At 62.6% G+C, this 18,019-nt stretch carries 12 protein-coding genes; 9 read left to right on the plus strand and 3 right to left on the minus strand.

The window, feature by feature from the left end:
• Positions 1–23: 23 nt before the first annotated feature.
• From BSTEL_RS01810 to BSTEL_RS01825, 4 genes are all read left to right on the plus strand, one after another.
• Positions 24–2,219, plus strand: a complete 2,196-nt coding sequence (locus BSTEL_RS01810) for a SpaA isopeptide-forming pilin-related protein (protein WP_084686039.1) — start codon at positions 24–26, stop codon at positions 2,217–2,219.
• A 117-nt stretch (positions 2,220–2,336) separates the two neighbouring features.
• A complete protein-coding gene (locus BSTEL_RS01815; RefSeq protein ID WP_034526380.1) occupies positions 2,337–3,284 on the plus strand; it encodes an ROK family glucokinase in 948 nt (315 codons plus the stop codon).
• Between the two features lie 309 nt (positions 3,285–3,593).
• The gene (locus BSTEL_RS01820; protein WP_084686040.1) at positions 3,594–9,128 is read left to right on the plus strand and encodes a carbohydrate-binding protein; all 5,535 of its coding nucleotides are present in this window, start codon (positions 3,594–3,596) and stop codon (positions 9,126–9,128) included.
• Between the two features lie 131 nt (positions 9,129–9,259).
• Positions 9,260–11,242, plus strand: a complete 1,983-nt coding sequence (locus BSTEL_RS01825; RefSeq protein WP_162178965.1) for a glycoside hydrolase family 3 protein — start codon at positions 9,260–9,262, stop codon at positions 11,240–11,242.
• An 83-nt stretch (positions 11,243–11,325) separates the two neighbouring features.
• On the opposite strand, the gene BSTEL_RS11300 is transcribed toward BSTEL_RS01825, so the two are convergent.
• Together BSTEL_RS11300 and BSTEL_RS12025 are read right to left on the minus strand one after the other, a co-directional pair.
• Positions 11,326–11,619: a hypothetical protein gene (locus BSTEL_RS11300; protein WP_156963117.1), complete on the minus strand. Its 294-nt coding sequence runs from the start codon at positions 11,617–11,619 to the stop codon at positions 11,326–11,328.
• Between the two features lie 186 nt (positions 11,620–11,805).
• Positions 11,806–12,072: a hypothetical protein gene (locus BSTEL_RS12025; protein WP_156963118.1), complete on the minus strand. Its 267-nt coding sequence runs from the start codon at positions 12,070–12,072 to the stop codon at positions 11,806–11,808.
• Between BSTEL_RS12025 and BSTEL_RS01835 the strand changes: the two genes are divergently transcribed.
• The 4 genes from BSTEL_RS01835 to BSTEL_RS01850 all read left to right on the plus strand — a co-directional run bounded on the left by BSTEL_RS01835 (position 12,071) and on the right by BSTEL_RS01850 (position 15,359).
• Positions 12,071–12,640, plus strand: coding sequence for a hypothetical protein (locus BSTEL_RS01835; RefSeq protein ID WP_034526387.1), 570 nt, complete (start codon positions 12,071–12,073; stop codon positions 12,638–12,640). The two genes, BSTEL_RS12025 and BSTEL_RS01835, sit on opposite strands and share 2 nt — an antisense overlap.
• 76 nt (positions 12,641–12,716) lie before the next feature.
• Positions 12,717–14,177 carry an L-serine ammonia-lyase gene (locus BSTEL_RS01840; RefSeq protein ID WP_034526390.1) on the plus strand — a complete coding sequence of 487 codons (1,461 nt, stop codon included), beginning with the start codon at positions 12,717–12,719 and terminating at the stop codon, positions 14,175–14,177.
• Positions 14,178–14,322: 145 nt separating this feature from the next.
• Positions 14,323–14,727 (plus strand): FKBP-type peptidyl-prolyl cis-trans isomerase, encoded by a 405-nt coding sequence (locus BSTEL_RS01845; RefSeq protein WP_034526392.1) that lies wholly within the window; start codon positions 14,323–14,325, stop codon positions 14,725–14,727.
• A gap of 149 nt (positions 14,728–14,876) precedes the next feature.
• The gene (locus BSTEL_RS01850; RefSeq protein ID WP_034526396.1) at positions 14,877–15,359 is read left to right on the plus strand and encodes a GreA/GreB family elongation factor; all 483 of its coding nucleotides are present in this window, start codon (positions 14,877–14,879) and stop codon (positions 15,357–15,359) included.
• Between the two features lie 116 nt (positions 15,360–15,475).
• Here the strand turns inward: BSTEL_RS01850 and trhA are convergent, their stop codons facing one another.
• Positions 15,476–16,372 carry a PAQR family membrane homeostasis protein TrhA gene (gene trhA, locus BSTEL_RS01855; protein WP_034526398.1) on the minus strand — a complete coding sequence of 299 codons (897 nt, stop codon included), beginning with the start codon at positions 16,370–16,372 and terminating at the stop codon, positions 15,476–15,478.
• Positions 16,373–16,587: 215 nt separating this feature from the next.
• Between trhA and BSTEL_RS01860 the strand changes: the two genes are divergently transcribed.
• Positions 16,588–17,985, plus strand: a complete 1,398-nt coding sequence (locus BSTEL_RS01860; RefSeq protein WP_034526401.1) for a serine hydrolase — start codon at positions 16,588–16,590, stop codon at positions 17,983–17,985.
• Positions 17,986–18,019 lie beyond the last annotated feature (34 nt).

An 18,019-nucleotide genomic window follows, 5' to 3' on the forward strand; every position in this document is an offset into this window, starting at 1 on the left:
TTGCATATAAGGAAATTCTGACAATGCGAACAAAGGCAACAGCATACGGCATCGCCGGAGCCATAGCATTGGCGTTGCTGGCCGGAAGCACGACTTGCATCGCCCACGCCGATTCGAAGCCAGGGGATGCAGCCCCAACCACCGATTCCAACGTGGCCACCTACGCGGGCAACGACATGATCATCGGAGGCGCACAGGATTCATCGGGCAAACCGGCCATGGGGTACGCCGCCGAGGCCGAAGGGCTCACAGTGGTGAACAGGAACCTGTATGCCAATTCCGGCAACGCCTGGGGCTTCACCCTGGGAGAAGTGGCGCTCGGCTCCGGCGTGGCACCGGAGCCGAGCGCCACCGTCATCGCCGTCGGCGGAGATTCCAAGTCATGGTCCACGCCGTTGCAGGCGATCGGCAACGGCCAATACGGCGGAGAAAACCCGGACATACTCGACCCGATGGAGGCCTGGTATCAAGGGCAGCCTTCATTGCGCGTCTCCCTGGACTCGGACCAGCACCCCGTCGTACCCGGCACGCAGGTCACGAAAAGTGGCGTGCCGTTGACGGTGAACGGCATCGACTACACCAATTTCGATCCTTCCGCGATGTCGGAGGACTACGCCCAGTGGAAGTCCACGGACAGCTCCACGGTGACCGAGATCAACGACACGAACGTTTCCCCCGCCCCCGTCGATAACGACTACGCGGTCTACGGCTACGACGAGCCGCGCGACGGGGACGAATCATGGACCGACAATAACGGCGCACAGCGTCGCAAGACCACTTTGAAGCTCGACAAGGAGATGAACGTCACCCTCACCGGAGACGGCACATCCCGTCAGCAGGTGTTCGGAATCGACTGGACGTCCATCCTCGCCGCATTCGCAAACGGCGGCTACACCGGCATCGACTTCACCTTCCGCAACATCCCGGACAGCGCCTCGGTGCTGGTGAACGCCAAGGACGCCACGGCGGCGACCATACCGGTCGGCTGGCGCGTGTGGTGGAACAACGGCACCGATCCCAAGAATGATGTGCAGGTGGCGGAACAATACTGGAACGATGATTCCGCGACCCCCAATCACGCGGCCCTACGCCACGCGGCATCAAGCGTGATGTGGAACTTCAAGGGCGGTGTGACATTGTCCAACAGCGGCACCGTAAATACCGTTGAAGGAAAGGCCATCACCGGCGACGCCGCGGCCGGCTGGATCGGCAGTATCATCACGCCGGGAACCATCATTGCCCAAGTGACGACCAACGGACGCATGTACGCGGGGCGGGACATCTACCTGTACCAGCCGGTGTCCAGCGAAACCGGCCTCGGCCTGGAACGCCACAACTACCCTTGGAACGGCGACCAGACCACCGCTCCGAAAGGCGACGGCACCCTGACCTGGATGAAAGTAGGCTCCGATAATGAGAACAAGCCACTCGCCGGCTCGCAATGGCAATTGACGGCGGACAACAACTACAGCCAGACCATCGACGACAACACCGGCGAGACCGGCTACCGGGGATTGGACGGCAACCCGCATCCGGGCGAGTTCACCGTGGAACATCTGGCATACGGCACCTACACGCTGAAAGAGACCAAAGCCCCCGACGGCTATGAGCTGAACGATACAAGCTATACCGTCACGATTACCGCGAACGCCAAGAACCCGGTGTTCAACAATGGCGAAGCCATCGTGAACCAGCAGACGCCGCCCCCGGCCCCGCCAACGCCGGCGACCTTCACCCTCAAGGCGACGAAACGATTCGTTGACGCCGACGGCAATCCCATAGCCCTGCAGAAGGGACGGTTCTCGTTCCAGCTCAAGGACAAGGACGGCCAGGTCGTCAGCACCGCGAAAAACACCGCCGACGGGTCGGTGACCTTTGATGCACTCACATTCGACAAGACAGGTGTTTATACCTACACGGTTTGCGAGATTAACGATGCACAGCAGGGCGTGCAATACGATCCCAGCACCCACCATGTCATCGTGACCGTCACGGAAACCGCAGACGGACGCGAACTGAACGCGACAATCATGCTCGACGGCTCGAACTACACGGACGATTCGCTGACATTCCGCAACAAGCGGACCCCGACGGTGGCCGCCCTGCCCCTCACCGGTTCGGTGACTGGCATGAGCATGCTGGCAGCGTCGACACTGCTCGCCGTCGCCTCCGGACTCATGCTGCTGGCGACAATCCTCCGCAGCAGAAAGACGCGATGATTCGCATTCGGGATGCCGTACCGGCACGCACGAGAGACGAGAACGGGACATCCGGGCGGCATGCGCGCCCCGGCCACAGTTTTCACAACCAACGAACACCACAAGGAGACAAACAACATGGAAACGCTCGGCATTGATATCGGCGGCACAAAGATCGCCGGAGGCATCTGTGACGAGGAAGGCAACATCCGCTGCCTGCAGCGCGTACCCACACCGGAGGATGCTGCCGACGTCAACGCCGTCGTGGCCGACATCTACCAACGGTGCAAAAACGAGGGCGACATCAGGTCCATCGGCATCTCGGCTGCCGGCAACGTGGCATCCGACCGACGCACCGTCAGCTTCGCGGCGAACCTGCCGGCATGGAACCAGTACCCGCTCGCCGACGCCATCGAAGATCTGATCGGGAACGGGGTCAAGGTGGTCGTCGAGAACGACGCCAACGCCGCCGGATGGGGTGAATACCGCTTCGGCGCCGGCCGTGACTCCCGGGACATGATCATGATCACCGTGGGCACCGGTGTCGGCGGAGCCATCATCGTCGACGGCCATCTGGCCAGGGGTGCGTTCGGCATGGCCGGTGAGATCGGCCATATGGTCATGGTCCCCGATGGCGAGGCCTGCGGATGCGGCCTGTTCGGGTGCGCGGAGCAATACGCCTCCGGTTCGGCGTTGGAACGGTTCGCATGGTCGGCCGCCAGACGCCAACCCAACCAGTCACAGCACCTGCTCGAAGCATGCGAATACGACCGCAGTAAACTTATAGGCCCCATGGTGCGTGACGCCGCCCAACAGGGGGATCCCACCGCCACCGAAGCGTTCGAGCGCCTAGGCGACTGGCTCGGCCGGCTCATGGCCAATCTGTCCGCCGTACTGGATCCCGACACCTTCGTCATAGGCGGAGGCGTGGCCGAAGTCGGCAGCATGCTGCTCGGCCCCGCCAGCACCGCATTCAACCGATACCTACAGGCCAGCATGTACCGCCAGCACGCCAACATCCTGGAAGCCAAGGCCGGCGGCAAGGCAGGCATTATCGGAGCTGCCGATCTGGCGAGAGTCGACTAGATGACCAATACTCACGGGAACCGTTTTCGGCCGGTACTCTACGATAAGCGTGGAGTACCGGCCGTCTTCATATCCGCAGCCACGACGGTTGTTGTACTCGTGACCTGTATTGTCGGTGCCTGGCATTCCGCGACGCAAACGACCGCGCAACTGCAGTGCCTGCTGTGAAATATTGTCAGTCGCTTGCGCGACATCCGCCCAAATTTCGTTCGAATGAATTTTGACATTCTGATTGCTTTGCGATAGGATGGCGATATTCATGCGAATGTTTTAAATTCATGCGCATGAAATGCGTGTCATGGTGAGGCGATGAAGCGCATCCGCACGTTGGAGTGTTTCAACGGCGACGTGTTCGTGACTCGCAATGGAAAACAGGAAGTTCGAAGGAGAATGATGAAACAACGAAGGCGAATCGGCCTCGCATTGACGGGACTTACGGTCTCGATGGCCATGCTAGTCCCAATGAATGCCGCGTTGGCGGCCGATACTGGCATCGTCATCCGTAACAGCGGAGTCCAGGTCACGATGTCCTCGACGGAACACTCGCAGGAGTCAGGCTGGTTCTGGAACCTGACGGATAAGAACGCATCCAAACCCGACTGGACAGTCAGCAATGCAGTATCGGCCAAGGATGCCATCGACCTGACCAACGTCACCGACACTACCGATGAGAACACCACCGACATCTCGGTGGATGACACGAAAACCTACCAGACCATCACTGGTATCGGTACCTCCGTGGATGGCTCCACTGTGGGCAACTGGTGGAAAATGAGTGAATCCAAGCGTGCTGAATTCATCAGGACGCTGCTTGACCCGGTCAACGGCATGGGACTGACCTCGTTCCGCCTGACCATCGGCGCCGCCGACTTTACCGACAAGAACTTCTACACCTACTACGATGCCCCGAACGCCACATTGAACGGTGCGGAACCCAATTGGGACGGCGATGGTATCACTGGATTCAGTATTCAGAAGGACCGTGACGAACACATCATCGACTTCGTGCATGCGCTCCAATCCGAAGCCAAGAACCTCGGCGTCGACATCAGCTTCTTCGCCTCACCGTGGAGCCCGCCAGGGTGGATGAAGACCCCGACCAGCTCCAGCGCATCCTATGCGGACAATAATCTGCTGCTCAAGGGAGGTGATTTCAACAGCGAACATATCGACGACTACGCCAAGTACTTAGTGCGCTATATAGAGGAATACCAGAAAGAGGGCATCCCAGTCTCTGCACTTACACTGCAGAACGAGCCCCTGTTGGAAATCGATTATCCGAGTTGCCACATGACCGGCACGCAGGAAGCCAAGCTCGCCACCGCCATCAAAAGACAGCTTGCGGCCAGCACCGTGTTGAATGATGCTGAGAAACAGGTTCAGGTCTGGGCGTTCGACCACAACTTCGACGGTGCCGACGCCTACGTGAGCGAGATGAAACAAAGTCCCGAAGATTGGGCCAACGTGGACGGCATAGCCTTCCATCCTTACGGCGGCAACGCCAGCACGATGGGAGCACTGAGCCAGGCCAACCCGGACAAGTCCATCCACCTGACCGAACGCTCCTGGTGGGGTACCACCGGCGCGAACTGGATGGTCGACTGGCTGCGCAACGGCTCGCAGAGCTACAACAGCTGGGTCTCCATGCTCGACAGCGAAGGCAAGACCCACCACTGGGTCGGCACTCCCGACCCAACCACCTTCGTGCAGAACGCGAAGAACCCTGATGACGTGGTCAACACGCCTGAAGTGAACCTCATCAGCCAGTTCAGCCGGTACATTCGTCCGGGCGACGTACGTGTGGACAGCACCGCCGGCTCCCCGGACACGCTCACCAATGTGGCGTTCAAGAACCCCGAGACCGGCGAGGTCTCCATGGTGGTCGTCAATCGAACCGACAAAGAACAGAAATTCAAGGTCGTCAACAATGGTGCACAGTTCGTGTCCAGCGTGCCGGCCAAGAACGTCGCCACCTACCGGTGGCAGCCCATCGACCAGATCAAAGTGAAGGACGTGACCGCCGCCCTGACCTTGGCCGACGCCACCCTCGACGGCGCCGGCACCAAAAATGACACCGCCATCACCGGGCTCGACAAAACCAGCACCGTGGAATACCTGGTGAACGTTCGCAGAGCCGGCACGTACAAGGTGACGTACGCCCTCTCCGCCGCGAGCGGTTCGACACGTAACACGCCAGTCACGCTGTCCTCCGGAGGCAACGAACTCGGCACGGCACACTACTCGTCCGACAACGCCGCCACCTCCACCACCCAGACCACAGTGACACTCGGCAAGGGCATCCAGATCCTACGTGTGGCCTTCCCCGAAGGCGGCGTGAACTTTGCCGGCATCGCCTTCACCAAGACACAGGACACCGTAGGCATTCCCGGACGACTCGACGCGACGAACTACACCGATCGTGACGGAGTACGCATCGCCGACGGCAAGGCTGTCGCGATAGCCGACGGCGATCATCTCGATTACGCAGTGAACGTGCAGAAGACCGGCACCTATGACGTCATGGTCAGCGGCACCGGCGCGAACGTTTCAGGGAACGATGCAGAAGCCGTCCCCGATGCGGGCGATGCCGGCGCGGACTCCAAGACCGAGACAGGCGGCGATTCCACCCGGCAAGAACCCGGTGACGGAACGCCTGATGAGGATTCATCGAAGAACGGTACGAACCAGAAAGACGGCAACGCCGCCAATCCCACCGAGCCGAACACGGGCGATGAGTCTGAAGAACCGTCGCGCGACAACGGCTCCACCGTTCACGAATCCGCATACGTCGCCACACCCACGGACGTGGTCGCTGGGCATGTACGTACCGCAGCCGATACCACCACGGCCGACGTGAGCCTGTACTCCGTGGACGGCAATGGCACAGAGACCAAGCTTGGCGACTACGCCTACGGAACAAAGGCCGCTGTCCAGCTTGCCAAGGGAACCGCCACCCTGCGCATCAAGCTCGACCGCGCCGCGCAATCGTTCTCGGCGATGGTCATCGGCAACGCCATCACGGCCGAACGGGAGCAGCTGACCGAAGGATCGCTCACTGGCAAAAGCATCACCCTTGCACTGGCCGACGGACAATTCGTCCAGACGTTTGATCCCGCGAAATGGACGTTCGACAACGCGCCCCACGGCATCGCATACACCGTCGATCGCGTAAACGACATCACGGCGCGCGTCACCTTCACTACGGAATCGGACGTCGACTTCGATAGCGACATGACCGCCACGCTGAACGTGGATGCCAGCCAGTACTCCGGTACGGCAGGCACCGCAATCAGTGCGCCGGTCACGTTCACCGCAGTGAACGATCCCGAATCGCTCTCCGCAGGCGAGATCGGTTACCAGGCCAAATCCGTGGACGTGACCATCACGGGAGGCACCTTTAACGACCACGTCGCCGACGACGGTGTGGTCTCGCTCACCGGCGATATCGCCGCATACGCGACGCTGACAAAAGCCGAACGCAAAGACGCCCACACCATCACCCTGACCCTCGACTGGACCGGGAAAACGCTGTACGGCGGCACCTCCGGCAGCTTGACGGTCGCGGCGAACGGATACGACGACAGCGACGGCCAAGGCGCTTTGTCCGTAGACCTGACCTTCAACGGCACCAACGACAGGCCCACCGGCATCACGGTCGGCGATCAGGAGGTGACGCTTGGCGGCGAGAACGCCAGACCATATCGCGGCGTCGAATCGCTGAGCGACAACCAGAAGAAAGGCGACTATCAGGACTACTACCTGAACGTGACCGAGGAAGGCGACTACACCATCACCTTCGGCGTATGGGACAACGGCGCCGTACCGAACGCCATCAAACTCTCCGGCGGCACCGGTTTCGCCACCGACAACCTCGCCAGCATCTCGCTGCCGAACATGTACAACGGCACCGGCGAATACAAAACGGGTTTGCACCTCAAGGCGGGCGGACAGACGCTGCGCTTCGAGCTCAACGCCGAAGGCGCGAGCCTATGGAACATCCGCATCACCAGAGCGAACGCAGTGAAGACGAGCGCCGATTCCCCGGCTACACTGGCACCCTCAAATGTCATCAACGGTTCCACCGACAAGGCATGGGCCATCCAAGGCTCCAACCCGAGCAATATCGGATGGGGCGAGGCCGACTCCTATCAGGATTACCTGGTGAACGTCGCCAAGACCGGCACGTACGTCGTCGCCCTCGACGCGGCCACCGGATCCGACGGCGCCGTTGCACACATACAAACAGTCGATGGCTCCATGGCAACCGATCTAACGCAGCTCAACGTGCCGAACACCGGCTGGGACAATTACAAGACGCAGACCGCCACCGTGCAGCTGACCCAGGGCGAACACCGCATCCGCGTGCTCACCAAGGGGACCAGTCTCAACTACCGCAGCCTGAAGCTCACCCTGTCCAAGGCGCTAACGCCCATCGCCGTCGGTGGTGACACCGTCTCCCTGAACGAAGACAAGGCCTCCGACTCCAACGGCAGCCTCAGCAACAACCAGAAGAACGGCAACTATGCGGAATACACGCTGAACGTCGCCGAGGAAGGCGATTATACGCTGACTTACGGCTTCTGGGTGAACGCCAAAGCCGTGCCGAACGCGATCAGGATCTCCGGCTCCGGATTGGAACCGGTATCGGTGAGCCTGCCGAACACCTGGGATGTGGCGAACACCGGAGAAAGACGTACGCGGATCCGCCTCGCCGCAGGCGAGCAGACGCTGCGCGTGGCACTGACCGCCGATGACGCCAGCATCTGGGACCTGCGACTCACCAAAGTCCATGCCACGGACGTCGGCACTGCAACCGGAACCTCCGGCCAGGTGAGACTCGCCACCGATGCGATCATTGGCGGCTCCGACGACAAGGCCTGGGGTCTGCAAGGAACCGGCAACACGCGTAACGTCGGATGGGGCGAGGAAAATTCCTACCAAGAGTTCTCCATCAACGCCAAGCAGGGTGGAACCTACCAGTTCAGCCTCAACGCCGCCACCAACGACCAGAACGCATCGGCCGTGATCGAAGAGGTCGCAGCGGACGGCACAATCACCGAACTGGCCGCGCTGGACGTACCCCAATACGGTTGGGACAGCTACGCCACCACCGCATTGAAGAAGGTCCCGCTCGCCGAAGGCGAACATCTGCTCCGCATCGTGGCCAGGGGAGGCGCGGTCAACTACCGGTACGCCAATCTCACGCTCCAAAGCGCAGACCAACCCATGCCGCCGACAGTGGACAAGACCCAGCTCAATAAGCTGATCGAACAGGCTCAGAACCGTAAGCCCGCCGACGGCAAGCAGTTCACCGCCAAATCGAAGGCCGTGCTGGATGAAGCACTATCCAACGCGCTCAAAGTCTCCGCCGACGGCACGGCCCCCCAGCAGACCGTGGACGACGCGGCACGGGTATTGCAGTCCGCGCTCGACGGACTGAAGGAGGAGGACAAGCCCACCAAGCCGACCGTCGACAAGTCCGCGCTCGAAGCACTGGTCGAAAAGGCCGAATCGCTGAAGCCAGATGACGGCAAGCGTTTCACCGCCGCGTCAAAGACGAACCTCGATAAGGCCATCGCCGCCGCGAAGTCCATCCTTGACTCGGATAACGCCACAAAGGAACAGGTCGAGGCGGCAAAATCCGCCCTCCAACAGGCCATCGACGGGCTGAAACAGGAAGTCATTCCGTCCAGCGGCAACGGTGCGTCCTCGGATCGCAAGACGAACACAGCGCTGAGCAAGACTGGCGCGGCCATCGGTGTCGCCTTGGCCGTCGCCCTAGCGCTCGTCTGTGGTGGCGTGGCGCTTCTGCTCGCCAAGCGCGCCCGCAGCCGCCGTCGCTGATAGGGAAACGGGCGCCCGGAGGCCTGTAAGAATACCGGTCTCCGGGCGTTCCCTTCAGTCGCGGCCATGAGCCGCATCCAACCTCAATATGAATATCCAAACGTTCTATGAATAAGGAACAAGGAACGACCATGCACAACCGTATCCGACGCCGCAACGCAGTGGCGACCACATTGCTTTCGATGGCGATCTCAGCATCACTGGTGTTTGCCGCAGTGCCATTGGCCTCGGCAGACGATGACGGAAGCCCTCATCGGAAACCCGCATCTTCACAGGCGGAACCGGCCGTCACCATGGTGGCCGCCCGGAACGATCGCGTCGCACGATTACTGGCCTCGATGTCCCTGGAAGATAAAGTCGGTCAGATGATGCAGCCGGACACCCGGCACATCACGCCGCAACAAGCCGCTGAATACCATATCGGCTCCATACTGAGCGGCGGCGGTGCCGCCCCGGAATCAGGCAACAGCGCATCCGATTGGGCGAACCGCGCCGATTCCTACCAGCACGCCGTCATCAACGAGACCGGCATCCCGCTGCTGTACGGCGTGGACGCGGTACACGGCCACAACAACGTCGCCGACGCCACACTGTTCCCGCACAACGTCAACCTCGGCCAAACGAGAAACGCCGAACTCGTGAAGCAGGTCGGATCAATCACGGCAAGCGAGGTACGAGCCACCGGCTCCAACTGGGTATTCACGCCCACGCTGGGACTGCCCAAAAACGAACGATGGGGTCGCACCTATGAGGCATACGGTGAGAACGCAGATCTCTCGGCCAAACTCGGCGCCGCCTATATCGAAGGCTCGCAGGCGGGCGAAAGCGGCAGCGGGCTGGCCGGCTCGGACTCCGCCATCGCCACCGCGAAGCATTTCATCGGCGAGGGCATCACCAAAGACGGCGTCAACCAAGGTGACGTGCCTCTCGACTACGACAGCGAAGCATTCCGGAAGATTCTCGACAGCGAACTGCTGGTACCCTACCGGGCGGCCGTCCAGGACGCGAACGTCAGATCGGTGATGGTCTCCTATAACTCCATCGGCGGTGTAAAATGCCACGGCAACGCCGACCTGCTCACCAACGTGTTGAAACGAGGACTCGGATTCACCGGCATCGTCATAACCGACTACAACGGCATCGATCAGATCGAGGGCAACCTGAACTACGCCCAGAAAGTAGCGAAGACCGTGAACGCCGGCGTAGACATGCTCATGGTGGACGAACACGAGGGAACCCAACCCAAGTGGATCGCGGCACGCCAGGCCGTCATCGATGGCGTGAACTCCGGGGATATCGCCATGGCGCGCGTCGATGATGCGGTGACCCGTATCCTCAACGTGAAGGATGAGATGGGTCTGCTGGAGAACCCACAGCTGGCCTACTCAAATAAGGAACTGCTAGCGCAATTCGGCGGCGAGGCACATCGCGCCGTGGCCCGCGAGGCCGTCGCGCAATCATTGACGCTACTCAAGAACAGGTCGACCGATGATGGCTCCACGTTGATGAACGACTTGCCGTCCATGAAGCGTATCGTCGTGGCGGGGTCGTCCGCCAATGACATCGGCATGCAGTCCGGTGGGTGGACGATCACCTGGCAGGGGTCGGTCGGCGATGTCACCACCGGCACCACCATCTATGAGGGCCTCAAGACGGCCGGCAAAGAGAACGGCCAAACCGTCGATCTCAAGGAAGACGGTTCATTCACTGGAAACTATGATGCGGCCATCGTCGTCGCCGGGGAGAGCCCATACGCGGAATACGCCGGCGACCGCACTGCGGATCAACTGACACTACAGCAGAAGGATATCAATACGATCTCCAGCATCCGCAAAACGCATCCGAACCTGCCCATCGTCCTGGTACTGACCACGGGCCGAGCGCTGACCATCACCGACCAGCTCAAGCAGGTGGATGCGGTGATCATGGCCGGGTTCCCTGGTTCCGAAGGAGAGGGTGTGGCCGATGTGCTGCTGTCCGCAGATCGGGACTTCAGCGGGCACCTGACGACTACCTGGCCGAAAGAAGCCAACAACATCACCAAGAAATATATCGCTCCCAACACGGTACTGTTCCCGTACGGAACCGGGCTGGTCAAAAGCCAAGTGAACTAGTCCGCGAAGGAAACTGGTTGGAAGTGCCCGTGCCAAGTGGGCGGGCACTTCCGTGACATCTGGAATAGGAAGCGGGATGTTTCTTATGCTCCGTCCTTGACCAATATGGGGAAGACATGAGAGGATTCTGCCAGAGCCAAGGCTCTCTCCAGTTCAATCTTGGATTCTTCCAGCTTCGAAGTCTGCATGGCGATTTCCAGAATGGCCTGTTGCAACACGTAAGCATCATGCTGATCGGGAAGGAAATCGAAAGCCAACAGATCGGCAATTCGAGTTCTGTGTTCAGGGACGATCCTCTGATAATGGCGTATGGCGACCTGCGCCGAGGAATGACCGAGTTCATCCATGACCTCGCGCAGGGTGCCTCCCTTCAGCATGTACAGTGTGGCATGCGACGCGCAAGGTCTGGAATGTGAGTCTGGTCTGCCGGCTATCTCCCTCGCCGTCCGAAAGTACTTCTGCAACGTCGTCGGGGAAAGGATACCGGACGATGACTTCTTTGCGGGAAACATTTAGAAAAGGCGGGGACCTCCCCGCCAGCGCCACAGGAAAAGGTGACTACCTTACTGACGACTGGGTTTACGAATAATGATGGTCAGGAAACCGAATGGCAGGATGTTGCCGGTCAGTGTGAGTGCATTTGTCTGGCCGCAAGTATGGAGCTTGGCGGTGTCTGTTGTCTGAAGCTCGATATGCTCGAATCCCTGCGGGGGCACTTCCATCGTCCGCCATCGTTCGTCATCATCCGGAAACAAACCGCCGAAACATACGGCGGCTAGGCTCGTTCCCCGTCCCGACCACAATGCAATCGTGAAGGAGAGGAACGTCATGCCGTCCAGCTGGACCCACGTCGACAAGGACACCACGACCGGACTGCCGATCATGCTCGCGCAGAACATCATCGTCGGCACCGCGCTCACCGTCGGCGCGATCGCCTGCTCCGGCTTCTACCTCGCGATGATCGGCAACGTCGCCTCCCTCGTGCCGTGGGCCCTCGTCGTCACGTTCGTCGCCGTCGCCTACACGTACGTCGTCGGCTTCGCGCTCCTGTGGTGCGTCGAATCGTTCACCCTGCGCATGAAGGACAGGTTCAAACCCATCGCCTACGGCGTCGTCGGCGCGATCGGCTACGGCGTGTGGGGCCTGTTCGTGATGACCTCGGTGATGAACTCGCTCGACCAGCCGCTCAACGGCGTCGTGCTCTCCAACGGGGACGTGGCCGCCATCACCGTCAACTACGCGGTGTTCGGATTCATCGCCACCATGCTCGGACAGGCGCATGGGACGAAGCTCGCCGCCAGGAGCAAGACCGCGATCGGTCTGCTCGTCGCGCAGATCGCGCTCGCCACGCTCGGCCTCGTCTGCGCGGTGATGATGTTCTCGGCGCTCGGCCGGTGACGCACGGTACGACACCGGCGGACCGGCGGTCGGACATCAGGATAGGCAGTCAGGATAGGCAGTTAGGAGGAACCCCATGTTCAGCGTCCTCGACATGTTCTCCATTGGCGTAGGCCCCAGCTCGTCGCACACCGTAGGGCCGATGTCCGCCGCGCACGCGTTCGTCGCCTCGATGCGCGACGACGGTCTCGTCGAACGCACGGACCGGGTCAAGGTCACCCTGTACGGCTCGCTCGCGCTCACCGGACTCGGCCACGGCACCGACCGCGCCGTCATGGCCGGACTCGAAGGCAACGTGCCCGCCACCGTCGACACGCAGCACATGCTGCGCATCCGCGAGACCTGCGCGCTCGACGACACGCTCAACCTCGCCGGCGTCAAACGCATCGGATTCCACTACGACAAGGACATGGTCTTCGAACAGTGGAAGCGCATGGCCGCCCATCCCAACGGCATGCGGTTCCAGGCGTTCGACGCGGCCGGCAGTCTCGTCGACGAGCAGGTCTGGTATTCGATCGGCGGCGGCTTCATCCGCCAGGGCAAGCCCGACGACCTCATGATCGGCATCCACGAGAGGCCTCCGGAGGGCACCGCGTTCGCCGACGAGGACGAATCCGCGTCCACCGACTTCGGTCCGGACGCGCCCTACCCGTTCTCCTCCTGCGCCGAACTCGTCTCGCTGTGCCGTGAACACCATCTGAGCATCGCCGAACTCGTGTGGGCCAACGAGACCGCCACGCGCTCCGGCGTGCAGGTGCGCACCGCCATCGACAACGTGTGGCGCGTCATGCGCGAATGCGTGGACCACGGCTGCTCGTCCACCGAGCCCGTGCTGCCCGGCGGCCTCGACGTTCCCCGCCGCGCGCCGAAGATGTACGCGCGTCTCGCCTCCAACGCCGACGTGCTGCGCCGCGACCGGCAGCGCCGCGACGCCGTGCTCGAAAGCTCCGACGCCGCATGGGTGGACCTGTTCGCGCTCGCCGTCTCCGAGGAGAACGCCGGGGGAGGGCGCATCGTGACCGCCCCCACCAACGGTTCGGCCGGCATCATCCCCGCCGTGCTCCACTACTACTGGCATTTCGTCGACGATGCGAACGAGCAGGGCGTCGTCACGTTCCTGCTCACCGCCGGCGCGATCGGCTACCTGTTCAAGCGCAACGCGTCGATCTCCGGAGCGGAGGTCGGCTGTCAGGGCGAGGTGGGGTCCGCCTGTTCGATGGCCGCCGCCGGGCTCGCCGCCGTGATGGGCGGCACCCCCGAGCAGGTGGAGAACGCGGCGGAGATCGGCATCGAACACAATCTGGGACTCACCTGCGACCCGGTCGGCGGCCTCGTGCAGATCCCGTGCATCGAACGCAACGCGATGGCCGCGAACACGGCCATCAACGCGGTGCGTATGGCCATGCTCGGCGACGGTTCGCATATCGTGAGCCTCGACCAGGCGATCCGCACGATGAAGGAGACCGGCGAGGACATGATGGCCAAGTACAAGGAGACCTCGAAGGGCGGCCTCGCCGTCAACGTGGTCGAATGCTGAGGCGGTCGAATGCCGAAGTGGTCGAATGTCGGCTGTCGCGCGTCGGTGGTGCTAGTATGGTCGGCATTGTGTCCGATTGAGGATGATTCCCGTATGCGGGCGTGCGCCGCGACATGCGCGCGCCCTGTGAGATAGGAGGCAGCCCATGGCTGATATGCCCACCGTGCAGGCCGAGTTCGGCACCACGCCGGTCATCGAGTTCCCGACCGCCGAGGCGCCGGCCGGTCTCAAGGTCGTCGAGGTGGTGGAGGGCGACGGCCCGATGGTCCGCCGCGGCGACACCGTCACCGTGAACTACCACGGCGTCGTGTGGGGCAAGAGCGAGCCGTTCGACTCCAGCTTCAACCGCCATCAGCCGGCCAGCTTCGGCATCGGCGTCGGCCAGGTCATCAAGGGCTGGGACCAGACCGTGCCGGGCCATAACGTCGGCTCCCGCCTCATCGTCTCCATCCCGCCGGAGTACGGCTACGGTTCGCGCGGCGTCCCGCAGGCCGGCATCGGCGGCGGCGACACGCTCGTGTTCGTGATCGACATCATCTCCACGCGCTGAGCGCGGCGGCAGCGGATTCTTCAGGAAGCGCCGGGGATGACCGGCGCTTTCGCATATCCACGACAGACAATCACATATCCCCATGGAACCGGTTCCGGCGGCCTCCAGCGGCACGCAGGTGGATTACAGGGGAGGACAAGGAAACAGACATGGCAGAAGACGACAAGGACATCCTGCTCACGCAGGAGGCGTACGACAAGATGAAGGAGGAGCTCGCCTGGCGTGAGGGCGAGTACCGTGACGAGATTCTCGCCAAGGTGTCCGCCGCGCGTGCGGAGGGCGATCTGAGCGAGAACGGCGGCTACCAGGCCGCCCGCGAGGCGCAGCGCGTCAACCAGGGCCGCATCGACGAGCTCACCGTCAAGCTGCGCCACGCGAAGATCCTCACCGCCCCGCCGGCCGGCAAGGTGGGCGACGGCTCCCTCGTCACCCTCGACATCATGGGCCGCGAGAAGGTGTTCGTGCTCGGCACGCGTGACCTGTCGATCGCCACCGACCACGACATCATCAGCCCCGAGTCGCCGATCGGCGCCGCCATCAACGGCGCGAACGCCGGCGACACGGTGAGCTACAAGGCGCCGAACGGCCGCGAGATCTCCGTGACCATCAAGGAGTCCAAGCCGCTCGTGTGAGCGTGATAGCGAAGGCCCTCGGATTCCCGGATCGAATCGATCGGGAATCCGAGGGCCTTCGTGTATCCGGCTGCCGTATCCGGCTGCCGTGTCCGGTGTCGCGGGGCGGATCCGGGTCAGGCCCACAACGCGACGATCACCATGTAGATGGCGACCATGTGGCATGCGTATCCGGCGACGGTGCCGCAATGGAAGATCTCGTGGAAGCCGAACACGCGCGGCCACGGGTCCGGTTTGCGCAGCGCGTAGACGATCGCGCCGAGGATGTAGCAGGCGCCGCCCGCGCACAGCAGGATCACGACCGCGGGGCCGGCGTAGGGGGAGCGCCAGAACAGCATCATGAACGCGAGCCCGTAGATGCCGAAGACGATGTACACCACCGTGTACAGCCAGCGCGGCGCGGAGATCCAGATTACGTGGATGACCATCGCCACGGCCGTGCACGCCCACATCGAGATGATGATGAAGTTGCGCCAGAACGGCTGGAGGGCGAACGAGACCGGCGTGTAGGTGCCGGCGATGAGCAGGAAGATGTTCACATGGTCGATGCGGCGCAGCACGTCGGTGACGTGCGGGCTCCAATCGCCCAGATGGTAGCAGGCGGAGTTCGTGAACAGCACGAGCGAGGCGGTCATGAACACGGCGCACGCCCATTTGAGGCCCGCCCCCTGTGCGAGGCAGATGAGCACGATGCCCGCGGCGAGCGACAGCGGCGAGGCGACCGCGTGGATCCAGCCGCGCATGGCCGGTTTCGGGCGTCCATGCACGTCGAGGCGGATCTTGCGTTCCACTTCGGCCGGCGCGATGCCCTCCAGACGCAGCGCCTTCGCCTCGCCCTTGGCGATGACGTGCTTGGCCTTCGCCTCCGCCTTGAGCCGGATCTCCTGGGCCTTGAGCTCGGCCTTGCTGCGCGCCGCGTCCGCCTTCGCCTTCAACGCCTGCTCGCGGGCGTCGATGACCGCCTGCCGTTTCGCCTTGAGCTGTTCGTCCGTCAGCTCCCTCTTATATGCCATGCCGCCTCCGGCCTCTCGATTGTTGACATATCTTCAACTTACGTTACCGTAACCTACGATACCGTAGGTTACGGCGAAGTCAAGCACGCATCGAGCATAATCCCATATCCCCGACTACCATGGAGAGCGTTGTTCCACGGACCGCGTCGCGGGCGCGGGCCACGGGTGATGACGCGGCATGGTCGACGCCTGCCGCATGGATGAGGGAGAGAGTCATGATCGTATGCCCGGTGTGTGGCCATCAGGAGGGGTCCGGCTCCTTCTGCACGGAATGTGGCGCGCCTCTGGGCGGCCAGCCCCAGCAGAACGACGCCACCGTCGTCGACGGCATGGCGCAGCCCGCCGCCGACGCCTATGCGTACGCCTCCCAGCCCGGACAGCCGATGCAGCCCGTGGCGCCGCGGACGCAGGAGACGCAGGCCGTGGGCCAGCCGGTGTTCGCCGGGACGGGAACCGCCGGACAGCCGGCATTCCCCGGGCAGCCGCAGCCGGCGCCCGGCACCGGCGGCGCGGCGACCGGTACCAGCCACGGCATCAATCCGGCCATGATCGTCGCCATCGTGGCCGTGGTCGCGCTCGTAATCGGCGGCATCGTGTTCGGCACGCACCAGATGGGATTGTGGGGGTCGGCCACCGTGCCCGACTACACGTTGTGGACGGTCTCCGGAGGCGAGGGCATCACCGCCGACGAGGCGGCGCAGCGTCTGCGCGACGCCGGATTCGAGACCACCATCGAACAGCAGTATTCGAACGAGGAGAAAGGCGTGTTCATCGGTGTCAAAGGCATCGACCCCGGCGCCAAGCTCAAAGCCAGGTCGACCGTGACCGTACTGGAATCGCGGGGGCCGCGCGCCACATCCTCCGGCGATTCCTCCTCGTCCTCATCCGATGACGACTCGTCCGGCTCGGGGTCGTCCAAGTCGACGAAGACGCCGAAGATCACCGACGACCAGCTGAAGAAGATCGCCGACCAGTACTCGTCCAGCGACGTGGCCGTCTCCGCGATGATCATCGGCTCCGGCTCGTCGTCCGGATCCTCCAAGTCCGGCTCGCCGTCATCCACCGAACAGGGCCACACCCGCTTCGAAGCGGCCGGCCTCTACCTGCCCGTCTACCTCGCCGCGCAGGACTACGGCGGCGTCGCGGCCTCGCAGGCCAACGTGATGATGAGCGGCATGGACAACAACGCCGGCAACAGCGCGGTCGCCGCCATGGGCGGCTGGAGCGCCGTCAACTCATGGCTGAGCTCCAACGGCTACAACGACACCTCGTTCAACCGCAACTTCGGCGATGTAGCCGCCAGCAACGCCGGCTACACCAACCAGAGCTCCTCGGCCGACACCGCCCGCATGCTCGCCGCCGTCGAACAGAAGGGCGGCACCAGCCTGATGAACGTCGACATCGCCTCCGAAGGCGTCTCCATCCCCTCCGGCATGACCGTGCACGCGCACCGCGGCATGGGCATCCAGAACACGTGGAACTACTTCGCCGTCGTCGAGGCGCACGGCCGCAAGGCCGCGGTCTCGGTCGTCACGCAGAACCAGGGCAAGGATCAGGCCGCCCGGCTCATGAGCCAGGTGCTCTCCTCGGTCGACTCCAGCCTCAAGCAGTAGTCCCGAGTCGGGAGGCGCGTTGCGTATGATGGGA

The sequence above is a fragment of the Bifidobacterium stellenboschense genome (genome assembly GCF_000741785.1).
GTDB classification, from domain to species: domain Bacteria; phylum Actinomycetota; class Actinomycetes; order Actinomycetales; family Bifidobacteriaceae; genus Bifidobacterium; species Bifidobacterium stellenboschense.

What these genes read in the sequence shown, in the direction of transcription:
- BSTEL_RS01810 (WP_084686039.1), top strand. Translation starts at nt 24, where the DNA reads ATGCGAACAAAGGCAACAGCATACGGCATCGCCGGAGCCATAGCATTG.
- BSTEL_RS01815 (WP_034526380.1), top strand. Translation starts at nt 2,337, where the DNA reads ATGGAAACGCTCGGCATTGATATCGGCGGCACAAAGATCGCCGGAGGC.
- BSTEL_RS01820 (WP_084686040.1), top strand. Translation starts at nt 3,594, where the DNA reads ATGAAGCGCATCCGCACGTTGGAGTGTTTCAACGGCGACGTGTTCGTG.
- BSTEL_RS01825 (WP_162178965.1), top strand. Translation starts at nt 9,260, where the DNA reads ATGCACAACCGTATCCGACGCCGCAACGCAGTGGCGACCACATTGCTT.
- BSTEL_RS11300 (WP_156963117.1), bottom strand. Translation starts at nt 11,619, where the DNA reads ATGCTGAAGGGAGGCACCCTGCGCGAGGTCATGGATGAACTCGGTCAT.
- BSTEL_RS01835 (WP_034526387.1), top strand. Translation starts at nt 12,071, where the DNA reads ATGCCGTCCAGCTGGACCCACGTCGACAAGGACACCACGACCGGACTG.
- BSTEL_RS12025 (WP_156963118.1), bottom strand. Translation starts at nt 12,072, where the DNA reads ATGACGTTCCTCTCCTTCACGATTGCATTGTGGTCGGGACGGGGAACG.
- BSTEL_RS01840 (WP_034526390.1), top strand. Translation starts at nt 12,717, where the DNA reads ATGTTCAGCGTCCTCGACATGTTCTCCATTGGCGTAGGCCCCAGCTCG.
- BSTEL_RS01845 (WP_034526392.1), top strand. Translation starts at nt 14,323, where the DNA reads ATGGCTGATATGCCCACCGTGCAGGCCGAGTTCGGCACCACGCCGGTC.
- BSTEL_RS01850 (WP_034526396.1), top strand. Translation starts at nt 14,877, where the DNA reads ATGGCAGAAGACGACAAGGACATCCTGCTCACGCAGGAGGCGTACGAC.
- trhA (WP_034526398.1), bottom strand. Translation starts at nt 16,372, where the DNA reads ATGGCATATAAGAGGGAGCTGACGGACGAACAGCTCAAGGCGAAACGG.
- BSTEL_RS01860 (WP_034526401.1), top strand. Translation starts at nt 16,588, where the DNA reads ATGATCGTATGCCCGGTGTGTGGCCATCAGGAGGGGTCCGGCTCCTTC.